Genomic DNA, 10,764 nt, shown 5'->3' with positions numbered 1-10,764 from the left:
AATTCCTTACACGACCAGGTCAGTCACCTACGATCCCTTGGCGGTTTCTAGTGGGCAAACCCAAGAAGAACCTAGGCGGCCTTCGGGCCGCCCAGGTTTTTCCCCCCCCTCAAGGGGTGGTGTAGCTTCCCTCCTTGGTTCCAGAGCGCAAGTAGATTCCCGGGGTGGCGAGGAGCTTCCAGAAGTTGGGGGCGGCCAAGAGCGTACCCAAGGGCTTGTTGCTGTAGAAAGCGTTCGCCTCGTAGCCCGCGGGGTCGTTGGTGGCCGGGACGGGGAAGCCCAAGGAGCTCAGGTCAGGCAGGGCGTAGCTCGTACCCGTTCCTATCCAGCCCTTGGAAACGATCGCCGTCAGACTGTTTCCCGGCCAGTTCGCCGAGAAGCCGTATCCTATGAAGTCGCTCCCCGAGGCCGAGAGCCCCGAGAAGGCGGGGAGCTTGGCTGAGGTATTCACCGTGGGGTTGAAGACGGGGGGCAAGGCGGGGGTGTGGCTCGTTCCGGTGAAGGCTTCAACGGAGAGGACGGAGAGGCCGCTCGAGAAGGCGTTGGCGTACACCCCCTTTTGCCCGGCGAGGGCGCTCGGGGGGAGGGGGAAGGCGAGGGCGTTTCCAGGGGCGGAGAAGTCATTATTCAGGATGGCGTAGGCCCCGAGGGGGGTGACGTGGAACACAGCCGTACCCCCCGTGGTGAATCCCGAGGGCACGGGGTAGCTCCCGATGTTGCCCGTGCCCGAGGTGGCATCGCTGGCGGCGAAGTTCAGACTGAAGTTCGCCCCGGCCGTGAAGTTCTGGTTCAGGAGGCCCTTGAGGGCGATAACGGCCCACGAGTTGTTGTAGAGGGCCACCAGGAGGTCCCCCTGCCCTGGAGAAACGGTGAGGGTCGCCGGGTTAGAGGTGAGGGGACCGAAGGCCACGTCCAGGGTGTTGACGGAGTACAGCCTATTTGCGGTGGTGGGGAAGGCGCTGTCGTTGTAGTTCAGGGTGACGTTCACGGGGGTGGGGGCGTTGACCGAGCTACACCGCAAGGTGGGGTTCGGGGCCTCTCCCTTGGTGAACTGAACCACCTGGGTCTCCGTTCCGCAAGTAAAGGCCACCCCGTACTGCGCCACGCCGGAGGGCAGGTTGAGGGTCACCGAGATCCCCGAGGGGGCGCTCTGCCAGGCCCCCGTCCCCACCTGGGTGGCCACTTTTGGGGGTGCCCAGGGGTTTCCCAAGGCATCCACGAAGTTCACCGTGACCGTGCCGCCAGAGCCGCTTCCCGCCCCGCCCCCGCAAGCCCCGAGGAGAAGAGCGAGGGCGAGACCGCTTGCCGAAAGCCAGAACCTGTTCCTTTTCATGCTTCCTCCTTTTGTGCCCCCTACCCGCTCCCTCCCAAAGAAGCGATCCGAGGCTACGGGCACGAGTACGGGGTGTGTCCATCTTATCAGCGGATGTCCTTTCTGCCCGCTTTTCGCCTGGGGCTAGGCGGCCTGGGAGACTCCCAGGGGGACCTCCCTCTCTGGCAGGAGGAGGCGGAGGGGCCTGCCCCCCATGAAGAGGGCGTAGACCAGGGGCCAGCCCTCGGGGTTGGGAGCCTCATGGGCCCACAGGAGGGCCTTCTGGGCCACCTCGGGCTCGTCCAAGGGAAGGGGGACCAGGCGGTAGGCCTCGGGGAGTTCCCCTAGGAGTCCCTTCTCCAGGAGTTCTTCCGTCAGAATCGCGTCCAGCTCTGCCAGCCTCTCCGCGGGGTTCACCAGGCCTCCTTTCCCTGGGCCTTGGCGCCCGGTAGGCCTCAATGTACTCCTCTGCCCGCCTCGCCAGGTCGGTCTCCGCTACCCTAGCCGCCTTCCCTGGGTCCTGGGGTAGGTCCACGGGCTCGTGGGCGGCGATGCGGTTGCGGTCCCGGTGGGGAGTTCCCCCTGAGGTGTCGTACCGGGCCACCCAGACCCAGCGCTCCTCCTCGGGGTCGTACCACTCCAGCTGCACCGCCCAGGACCGGGGCCGGCCCCGGTCCAGCTCCACGGTGAAGCGGAGGCGCCAGTCGGGACCGATGAGGACTTCCCGGCGGCGGACCATGGCCCCAGGCTACTCCGGCCGCATACCTTTCCACCCCCGGGAGGCCTCCCTCCTCCCACCTCTCCTTGCGGGGTTTATGCAGGGATCTCCGGGGATTCCCCGCAACTCCATGTAGACCGCCCCCCGTTCCAGGCCCTTCCTATGCACAAAGCGCACTTTCGCGAAGAAACGTTGCTACGGCCTTTTTTTGCCCTCTTCCGAGGAAAACGCCGCCCCCTCTCGCCAAGACCCTTAGCGGTTCCCTTGGCCCGCCGCGCTCTCCTGGGAAGGCCTGCCGCGTCGAGGTCCTCGCTCGGGACCTCCTGGCGGACCGGGAGGCGGTGATGTGGCGGGGGGAGACCCTGCTCCTGGACCCCAGGCGGAAGTGGGAGGTGGTGTAGGGCTAGAGCCTGACCACCCGCATCCGCCCCTCGTAGGCCGTCAGGTGGGCGTCCGTGGTCCAGAGCTCCTCCGCCCCCGCCTCCAGGGCGGTGGCCAGGACGATGGCGTCCACCAGGGGCAGGGCCAGGCCGTGGGAGAGACGGGCCGAGCGCTCCCCGACCGCCCAGTCCGGCCACACCACCCGGCACACGGCGGGGATGGCGTCAAGGAGAAGCCCGGCGTCCTCCCGCCCGATGGCGCCCTTCAGGGAGAGGCGGAGGAGCTCCACCAGGGAGAGGCCCGACACCACCCCCTCCCCTTCCCCCTCCACCAGGGCCCGCCACCGGTCCACGGCCCTCCCGTCCCCCTGGAGGAGGCGCACGAAGAAGCCCGAGTCAAGGGCGGTCAAGCTCACGCCTGCCCTCCTCCAGGGCCTCGAGGGCCTTTGGATCCACCTGGGCCTTTCCCGCCCGCTCCAGCACCTTGAGGCCCAGGGCCCGCCTGCGCCTCTCCCGGAGGTAGAAGTCCAGGGCCTCGGCGGTGAGGGCGCTCATGGACTTGCCCTCGTTCTCAGCGGTCTGCTTGAGGAGGCGGGCCAGGTCATCGGGGAGGTGGACGGTTAAGCGCATACAGTACGAGCATAACATGGAAGAGAAGTCTACATGGACTGCCCCGAGTATACTGAGAGGCGCATGGTCCTGACTGAGCGCATCCCCCTGGTGGCGGACGAGGCCGGAGGCCTCCGGGTAGAGGGCACCCGGGTCTACCTGGAAGACCTCCTGGACGCCTACGAGGGGGGCCTCTCCCCCGAGGAGATGGTCCTGGCCTACCCCAGCCTGAACCTCGCGGACGTGTACGCCATCCTGGCCTGGGCCCTGCGCCACCCGAAGGAGGTGGCCGCCTACCGGGAGAGGGTAAAGAGGGAGGCCCGGGAGGCGGAGGAGCGGGCCAGGGCCCACCTTCCTAAGGCCCTTTTAGCCCGGCTGGGTAGGGCGTGAGGCTCCTACTAGACGAGAACGTGGAGAAGGCCCTACTCCTGGGTCTGAGGCGGCGCCACCCTGGGCTAGACGTGGTGCGGGTGGTGGATGTGGGCCTTGGAGGGAGGTCGGACCCCGAAATCCTGGAGTGGGCCGCCAGGGAAGGGCGGGTGGTGGTGTCCAGGGACCGGGCCACCCTGAGCGCCGAGGCCGCGCGGCGCATAGAGGGGGGCAAGCCTATGCCGGGACTCATCCTCTTGCGCCGGGGGGTTAGCGTAGGCCGGATCCTAGAGGACCTGGAGCTCCTCCTGGCTACCGCGCGGCCTGGGGAGCTGGAGAACGCCATCCTGTACCTGCCTCTCTAAGTTTGGAGAAAACTCTAGGAACGCAAGTGCGGGACCTTATGGGGCCACCCTGGGAAGTGGCGGCTCTCAGAGCGTCCCCGCCCTGCCCAAGGTCTACGGGACCTCGGCGAGCCAAGAAGTCTCGGTCTCGAGGTCCCAGGGTTCCGTCTTCTAGACCGAGATCTACTCCCTTCAATCTGTCTCCCCCGCTCATGTTTCGGCGCGCTCCTATGGCAGCGCCTCGGTGACCGCCGCCTACACCGGCCCCCTCCCCGGCACCCTCTGCTACGACACAGACTGCCAGCAAGCGGCCCCGGGCTACTACACCGCCCCGGCGGAGCAGGTGATCAACACCTGGACCCAAAGCCGCACAGAGTCCTGTCCGACGGGCTACACGGGGAGCGTCACCGTCACCGAGCGGTGGCAGACCGTGAAGTACTGGACCCCGAGCGAGGGGGGGTGTCCTCGAGGGGGACGCTGAGCTTCACCAGCGCTACCCGGGATGAAAGAGTGAGCACGCAGAGGACAGAGAACTGTACACGACTGACTCCTACCGACACCCAGACCGACACCGGAGGTAACGGTAGCGGTGGCGGTTCCGGCTCCTGTGGTCCAGAGGCTCCGGCGGAGGAAGAAGTGGGCCGAAGTAAACCCCATCGCCATCCTTGCCTACGAGGTAGCCCACTTCCTCTCGGAGCTGAGGGCAGAGGAGCAGGGGCTTTTCCGCCTCTCTGAGAGGGACGCCCAGGCCCTCCGTGAATACTTCGCGAAACTAAGCCTGGGCGAGACGCCCGAACTCCCCGGGCACCTTCGCCGGGTCCTGGAGGAAAAGGAGTACGCCTCCACCGACTTCCTCAAGGATTACGGGGTGGAGCCCTCGGAGGAAGTCGACTACGACTACCTCATCCTCCGGGGGAAGGTCCGGGAACTTGTCGAGGAAGTTAAGCTCCTTTGGGGGGATCCGGGCCTCGCATTTGTCGAGGCCCTGATGGACGGGGCTACTCCCGAGGGGGCGGAGATCCGGTCTGGGTTGCCCCGTGCCCAGGCCGAGGAAATCCTCGCTCACCTCCGGCAGGAGCTGGAAGGTTGGGCGGACTAGACCCGAAGAGGGCGGTCTTTCCCCCGGTGAGGTCACCGGGGGGTTTTCGTTACACTAGGAGGTGAAGAATGCGGGTGCGGACCGTTGACGATATCGTGGAAGAGCTTTGGAGCACCCTGTGCCTCCGTCACGAACTCCCCGAGGACTTCCCCTATGTCCAGGTTTGGGGTGTGAACCCCGAGGAGCTAAGCCACGCTTTGGTCTCCTACGCCTACCACGGCGACCCTGAGGACCGAGAGGCCGTAACCCGAGCTCTGGGGCGGATCCTGCGGGACGTGCGGGAGAAGGGGTGGCATGTCCTCGTCTTCACCGTCTTCGATGGGTGGGTGTACTACGAGGGGTACACCCCGGTCCCAGGGGAGCGCTTTCTTGTCCCCTCCGGGGACACCCCGTGGGAAGTCCTCTCCACCCTGGAGGCCCGGGGAGTGCGCTTCCGTAGACAGGGGAGGAGGGTCGTGGTCGCCCCGGCGGAACTCGCGAAGGACACCTTCCGCGCCGTGGAACACCTCTTGCCCCTGGTGCTCTCCGTCCTGGAAGACGGGGAAGAGGTAGGGGCAGGTGAGGTCCTGCGGAGGCTCCAAGGCACCCTGAGCGCTCCCCGGGCGCAGGCGTAGGCGCGGGATGACGGAATAGCCCTTAGAGGTCTTCTCGGGAAGGGTCTAGGTCACACCACAGGAGCAGGGCTACCCTGAGTCCATTGAGGCTCAAGTGGCCCATGGCTACTAGAACCATCACTACAGCCCCGGCCTGGGGTTCTGTCTTCGGACGGTAGCCGTTAGCCCCAAGGGTCCAGAGCATGGCCGCCAGGGCCGTACGTTTGTTGCCGTCCACGAAGGGGTGGTTTTGGCACAGGCGGTAACCCAGGGCCGCTACCTTTGAGAAAAAGGTGGGGTAGGCGTCCTGGCCGCCCGCGCTTTCCCTGGGGGCATAGGCCGCGCTCTCTAGGAGCTTCCTGTCTCGTAGTCCGGGTGTCCCTCCGGTCTTCGCCAAGACGTTGGCATGAGCTTCGAGGATGGCCTCCGGGGTCAAGAACTTATGCTCCCCCTTGTGATAGTAAGGGGTTCGGGACACCGCGGTTCAGTAACGGGCCAGGAGCTTGAAGGTCTCCAGGTTCTCTTCGATGACCTCTTCCAGCAGGAGCTTCGCTTCCGAAAACGAGTCGGGGCGGCGTGCGGAGGACTTGCGCCCCACGGCCAGGGTCTTGCGCGTCTTTACCCTGGTCTTCGAGGTAGCCACGGGGGCCTTCTTCACGCCTCCAGGATACCACGGCTCCGGGTCGCCCCGTGCGCCACCCGCCCGCGACAGGGTAGACTCTCCTAGAACATGCCGAGGTCCCCGCGAGCGCACCTCGACCCCCTGAGCCGCTGGCTTTCCCTGGACTTCTCCCGCCCGGAGCGCTCTTACTACCCCGATCTTCGGGACTTCCTCTCGGAGCTTCTGGGATATCCCCGGGACAAGGTGGTCACGGAAGACCGCTCTGGAGAGGGGTACCCCGATCTGGTTCTCCTGAACGCCCAAGGGGACCCCTGGGTGGTGGGGGACTTCAAGCTGGAAGACCGCCACATCGCTGACCCCGCGAGCAACGCGGCCCTGTGGCGGGAGAAGCGGAAGTACGTGACGGGCACCACCCGGTACGTCCTCTTTGTCACGCCCCGGTACCTCCAGCTGAGGGACGCCACGGGGAAGGAGGTCGCCCTTCTGCACCTTCCCCGGGAGACCACGGACCTCCTCCGCCAGAAGCTCGCCCCCATCTCCTGGGAGAAGGCGAGGCACGAGGAGGACTGGAAGGCCCTGGTAGAGGGCAGGTTGCCCTACGCCTACCTGGTCCTGGACCCCGAGGGAACGCGGAAGCTTCAGGAGGACCTGAAGGTCTCCTTCGCCGAGTTGACGGAGGCCGCTAGCAGAGCCCTGACGAACCTGGAGGAGCGGTACCAGGAGTACCGCGAGAAGCGGGGAGAGGCCGAGCGGAACCTCGCGGGAGCCCTCGAGGAGACCCGGAGGCGCATCCTGGCCCGCATAGAGGGGGAGTACCCCGAAGCCCTGAAGGCTCTCTTCGAGCGGCACCTTCCCCGCTTCGCCGACCAGTATGGCCGGGAGATCGAAGAGGAGGAGGAGCCCGGCAACCCCCGCATCCGGGAGGCCTTCGCCGCCGACTCCACTGCCGCCCTCATCGCCCGGGTGCTCTTCCTGCGCTTCCTGGAAGACCTCGGCCTCACCAAGCGCCGGCTGACGGACGGGGGGCCGGAGCGCTGGCGGGAGTTCGTGCAGTTTCTGACCGACAAGGCCACCGCCCTGGTCAAGGTGGCCTCCCTCGACCTCTCCCAGGCCTACGCCGAACCCTTCGAGGAGGAGACCTTCTCTTGGATCCTGGAGACGAACGGGGAGATGGACCTCGCCCTCCAGAGGCTCATCCTCCGGGTGAACGCCTACGACTTCTCCGGCCTCTCCGAGGAGGTCCTGGGAGACATCTACCAGAACTTCCTTCCACCGGACAAGCGGAAGCGCCTGGGGGAGTTCTACACCCCCAAGGAGGTGGTGGACCTCATCCTCCGGGAGACCGCCCTGGCCCACGGGGAGAGCCTGTACCCGGAGGTTCTGGACCCCGCCTGCGGCTCGGGCTCCTTCCTGGTGCGCTACCTGCACCACCGGATGGAGGACGCCAAAGCCAGGGGGGTGCATTTGGACTCCGAGGCCCTCTCCCGCTCCATCTGGGGGTTTGACCTCAACCCCTTCGCCGCCTACGTGAGCATGTTCCAGCTCCTCTGGGGGTTCCTCCGGTTGAAGAAGGGGAAGCCGGAGGTCCACGTCTACAACCTCAACTCCCTCTTGGACGACAGCGACATCGCCTTCCTGGTCAAGCGGAGCCCGGGCGAAGAGGCGAGGGACGAGAAGGAGTGGGACTACGTGGTGGGCAATCCCCCCTACATCCGGGCGGAGAGGGCCAAGTACGGGCAGGCCATCCGCGATTTCTACCAGGAGGTCTGGGGACAGAACGCGGACACGGGCCTCCTTTTCCTCTGGCGGGCCATGCGGGGTTCCGGGGCCACCGCCAAACCCTGGGTGAAGAAAGGAGGGAAGCTCGGAATGGTGGTCTCCGGGGGTTACGCGAACAGCGAGGCCGCCGCCCCGGTCTGGTCCCTTCTCTGGCCGGGAAAGGAGTGGAGCCTCCGAAAACTGGTGTGGATGGAGTTTGTCGAAGAGAACGGTAGACAAAAAAACATCTGGGATGCGGCTCGCATTCCCTTGGTGCTCATCCTGGAGCGCACGCCTCCTAAGGAGGAAGACGAGGTGGAGATCTGGGTGCCCTCCTCCTGGCCGAAGGAAGCTCCCGAGCCCCACGAGGTGTCCAGGGTGCGGTACCGGGACTTCTTCGACCCCAAGGTGAACCCTCGAGGGGAGGCCAGGGTCAACGGGTACGGAGAGTACCTGCTTCCTCTCTTACGAGGAGAGGATGCCCCCCTTCTGAAAAAGCTCTATCCGGGAGGGGAGATCGCGGTCTTCCTGACGGAGGCCATGGAGACGCAATACACCCGGCAGAAAAGGCCCCAACCCTTCTGGTGGACCTACGGGATCCAAAGGGGAGGGGTCCCGGTGACCGAAAGCCCCCACGGGGCACGCCCTGTCCCCGTGCTGGCAGGGCGGGGGATGGCGGTGGCCTGGGAAGGAGAGAAGGCGGGGTACACCGACCTGGAAGCGGTCAGGGCACGCCCTTACGGAAAGCTCAGCCTCTGGGGTAGGGAAAATCCTCCCGAGAGCTATCTTGTCGTAGCCAATATAGCCTTGACCCCCTTTGGAGCCCTAGTGCGCCAGAGGGACGAAGGGGTAGTTCCAGCAGCCCTGGACACCCTTATCGTGGGGGTTCCCAAGCCCGACCTCGCGGAGGCCGTCGCCGCCTACCTCAACTCCTCCCTGGTCAGGTGGTACTGGGCAGTCCGCTTGAGAAGCGGGGTCATTCAGGGGTACTACGCCCACATTTATCCCCGCACCCTCGAGGCCCTTCCCTGGCCCAGGGAGCCAAGGCGTGACCTTTTGGACCGCTTGGCGGACCTGTACCGGACCTTGGAGGGCCAGGCGAGGGCTTCCCGGGACAACCCTCGGGAATGGCTGTCGAGGGAGGTGGAGAGGCGCATAGAGAACGGGGCGGTCTTGCCCCTGAGCGCTCCCCTTTTCGGCCTGGACTTCACCGGGTGGCAGGACCGGGTGCCTCCGAAGGACTTGCGCGTGGATGGGATGGTCCTCCGGGGATCGCTCCACGCCCGGCTTGACCTCCGTGACCCCGATCTGGCCCGCTTTGTCCACCTCTTGCTGACCTCCCTCGCGGCGGAGTTCGTGGCCTCCGAGGACCTGCAGAAGCTCTTCATTCCTCGGGACTACAAGGATCTCCTTCGGGAGTACCATGTACGGGAGAAGGCGTTCTCCAGGGCCAAGGGGGACTTCCTCAACACCCTGGCCGCCGTGGACGAGGCGGTCTTCGACCTCTTCGGCCTCACCTCCGAGGAGCGGAAGCACATCGTGGAGCGCCTGGGAAGCTTCCCCCTGGACCGCTTGCGTCCCAGGTATCCCTGGGATGTCGAAGAGATCCGCCCCCTGAGGGCGTACACGGAGGACAGGTTCAAATGAGCTACGAGGCACCCGCTTTCCAGAAAATGTCATTCGTGTGCCCCAGGTGTGGGGTCCTGGCGAAACAGGAGTGGTACAAACTGCTGTATGATCCCGATGATGCCCTAAACAAGGTTTCGGAGACGCTAAGGTATCTATTGCAACAAGATTCGAACCCCATTTTCTCAGATGCGGATAGGGAGCGACTTCTTTCTTCCGCTTTGAAGTTGCTACGCCAAGCTTTCAAGGTTCCCAAAGAGAAGGGAAGGGAACTTTGGATTGCCCTATGTCAGTATTGCGGAAGTTTTTCCCTCTGGCTGGGGGAGAGGATGCTTTACCCCCAGACGGGGGAGGCTCCTCCCCCGCACCCGGATATGCCGCCCGCAATCCGTGAGCTTTACGAGGAGGCCCGGGGTGTGCTTCCCGCTTCTCCTCGGGCTTCCGCCGCCCTGCTCCGGGTAGCCCTGGAGGGTCTTTTGGAGGAAGCAGGAAACGAAAAGGGGAGCCTGGCCGACCGCTTGAAGAGGGCTCACGAAGAGGGCAAGCTGACCACCCAGACCTACAAGCTCGCGGGAGTCCTCCGGCTCGGAGGGAACGCCGCCGCCCACTACGAACTCTGGAAGATAGACCCCTCCCAGGGGCAGGAAGACCGGGAGATGATCCTTGCCCTCTTTGAGTTCCTCAACGAGGTCACGGAAGAGCTCATTGCCAAGCCAAAACGGCTCGAGGAGATGGAGCAGAAGCTCTCCAGGAAGCTTCGGGAGGAAGGGCCGTGAACCTCTCTGACCTTCGCGCCCACTGGGACTACTTTCTGGCCTTGGACGAAGACCTCCGGATCCTCCGAAGGTACATCGCCTTCCACGAGGACAACCTGGAGACCTTCTCCCTGGAGCTTCACCGGATTATCCAAATGGCCGCCCTGGAGGTGGAGGCGGTCCTCCTCTCAGGACATCGAGGTCCACTTCCTCGACTTTTGAGCTTCGGGAGCTGACCTCCTACGCCGAGAGGTTGCGGAGCGAGGTGGAGGAGAGGTGGGGGGAGCTACCTCAGGACCTGCGCCGGGAGCTCGCGGTCCTGGCCCGTTCCTGGGAGAGCGGACCCCCTTCTCGATGCCTCTGGGGCAAGGCGGTGGACCTCTGGGAGGGCCTGAAGTTGAGCTTCGCCCTGGCGCGGGGGGACGTCACCAGGGAGGACCTGGGGGAGTTCCTACACGCGGTCAGCCTCCTTTCCCGGAGGGTGATGGACCGTTTGGAGGAAGAAGACCCCGCTTTTCGGGAAGCCTTGAGGAAGGCGCTTTCCGAGGAAAGGGTCGTGTCAAGATTTATGTGTAAGCG

At 65.2% G+C, this 10,764-nt stretch carries 15 protein-coding genes; 9 read left to right on the top strand and 6 right to left on the bottom strand.

Features of this window, described 5'->3' with window-relative positions:
• Positions 1–109 precede the first annotated feature (109 nt).
• The 4 genes from TNMX_RS00605 to TNMX_RS00590 all read right to left on the bottom strand — a co-directional run bounded on the left by TNMX_RS00605 (position 110) and on the right by TNMX_RS00590 (position 3,040).
• Positions 110–1,333 carry a hypothetical protein gene (locus TNMX_RS00605; protein WP_038028370.1) on the bottom strand — a complete coding sequence of 408 codons (1,224 nt, stop codon included), beginning with the start codon at positions 1,331–1,333 and terminating at the stop codon, positions 110–112.
• Between the two features lie 123 nt (positions 1,334–1,456).
• Positions 1,457–1,729: a DUF5647 family protein gene (locus tag TNMX_RS00600; protein WP_038028368.1), complete on the bottom strand. Its 273-nt coding sequence runs from the start codon at positions 1,727–1,729 to the stop codon at positions 1,457–1,459.
• A 704-nt stretch (positions 1,730–2,433) separates the two neighbouring features.
• On the bottom strand, positions 2,434–2,826 hold the full coding sequence (locus TNMX_RS00595) for a PIN domain-containing protein (protein ID WP_253269342.1): 393 nt from the start codon (positions 2,824–2,826) through the stop codon (positions 2,434–2,436).
• Positions 2,807–3,040 (bottom strand): ribbon-helix-helix protein, CopG family, encoded by a 234-nt coding sequence (locus tag TNMX_RS00590; protein WP_038028367.1) that lies wholly within the window; start codon positions 3,038–3,040, stop codon positions 2,807–2,809. Before TNMX_RS00590 ends, TNMX_RS00595 begins: the two co-directional genes overlap by 20 nt.
• 63 nt (positions 3,041–3,103) lie before the next feature.
• Here TNMX_RS00590 and TNMX_RS00585 point away from each other — a divergent pair, with 63 nt between their 5' ends.
• From TNMX_RS00585 to TNMX_RS00570, 5 genes are all read left to right on the top strand, one after another.
• Positions 3,104–3,409 carry a DUF433 domain-containing protein gene (locus tag TNMX_RS00585; protein WP_038028365.1) on the top strand — a complete coding sequence of 102 codons (306 nt, stop codon included), beginning with the start codon at positions 3,104–3,106 and terminating at the stop codon, positions 3,407–3,409.
• Positions 3,406–3,753, top strand: a complete 348-nt coding sequence (locus TNMX_RS00580; protein ID WP_038028363.1) for a DUF5615 family PIN-like protein — start codon at positions 3,406–3,408, stop codon at positions 3,751–3,753. Before TNMX_RS00585 ends, TNMX_RS00580 begins: the two co-directional genes overlap by 4 nt.
• Positions 3,754–3,976: 223 nt before the next feature.
• A complete protein-coding gene (locus TNMX_RS12745) occupies positions 3,977–4,213 on the top strand; it encodes a hypothetical protein (protein ID WP_126200173.1) in 237 nt (78 codons plus the stop codon).
• A 108-nt stretch (positions 4,214–4,321) separates the two neighbouring features.
• On the top strand, positions 4,322–4,831 hold the full coding sequence (locus TNMX_RS00575; protein WP_156919378.1) for a hypothetical protein: 510 nt from the start codon (positions 4,322–4,324) through the stop codon (positions 4,829–4,831).
• Positions 4,832–4,899: 68 nt separating this feature from the next.
• Positions 4,900–5,445, top strand: coding sequence for a hypothetical protein (locus tag TNMX_RS00570; RefSeq protein WP_038028358.1), 546 nt, complete (start codon positions 4,900–4,902; stop codon positions 5,443–5,445).
• 22 nt (positions 5,446–5,467) lie between these two features.
• On the opposite strand, the gene TNMX_RS00565 is transcribed toward TNMX_RS00570, so the two are convergent.
• Together TNMX_RS00565 and TNMX_RS12740 are read right to left on the bottom strand one after the other, a co-directional pair.
• The gene (locus TNMX_RS00565) at positions 5,468–5,860 is read right to left on the bottom strand and encodes a type II toxin-antitoxin system death-on-curing family toxin (protein ID WP_015717463.1); all 393 of its coding nucleotides are present in this window, start codon (positions 5,858–5,860) and stop codon (positions 5,468–5,470) included.
• 48 nt (positions 5,861–5,908) lie between these two features.
• Positions 5,909–6,082, bottom strand: a complete 174-nt coding sequence (locus TNMX_RS12740) for a hypothetical protein (protein WP_156101089.1) — start codon at positions 6,080–6,082, stop codon at positions 5,909–5,911.
• Between the two features lie 72 nt (positions 6,083–6,154).
• On the opposite strand from TNMX_RS12740, the gene TNMX_RS00560 reads away from it, so the two are divergent.
• The 4 genes from TNMX_RS00560 to TNMX_RS00545 form a co-directional block, all read left to right on the top strand.
• Positions 6,155–9,451 carry an N-6 DNA methylase gene (locus TNMX_RS00560; protein WP_038028354.1) on the top strand — a complete coding sequence of 1,099 codons (3,297 nt, stop codon included), beginning with the start codon at positions 6,155–6,157 and terminating at the stop codon, positions 9,449–9,451.
• Positions 9,448–10,206 carry a DUF4145 domain-containing protein gene (locus tag TNMX_RS13160; RefSeq protein WP_253269341.1) on the top strand — a complete coding sequence of 253 codons (759 nt, stop codon included), beginning with the start codon at positions 9,448–9,450 and terminating at the stop codon, positions 10,204–10,206. The genes TNMX_RS00560 and TNMX_RS13160 overlap by 4 nt, the downstream gene beginning before the upstream one ends.
• Positions 10,203–10,421 (top strand): hypothetical protein, encoded by a 219-nt coding sequence (locus tag TNMX_RS00550; protein ID WP_038028350.1) that lies wholly within the window; start codon positions 10,203–10,205, stop codon positions 10,419–10,421. The genes TNMX_RS13160 and TNMX_RS00550 overlap by 4 nt, the downstream gene beginning before the upstream one ends.
• A 17-nt stretch (positions 10,422–10,438) precedes the next feature.
• The coding region (locus TNMX_RS00545) for a hypothetical protein (protein ID WP_038028348.1) at positions 10,439–10,764 on the top strand (326 nt) is incomplete at its 3' end.

Origin of the sequence: Thermus sp. NMX2.A1 (genome assembly GCF_000511705.1) — a bacterium.
Taxonomy (GTDB): Bacteria; Deinococcota; Deinococci; order Deinococcales; family Thermaceae; genus Thermus; species Thermus scotoductus.
This window is presented reverse-complemented; position numbering and strand designations above follow the sequence as displayed.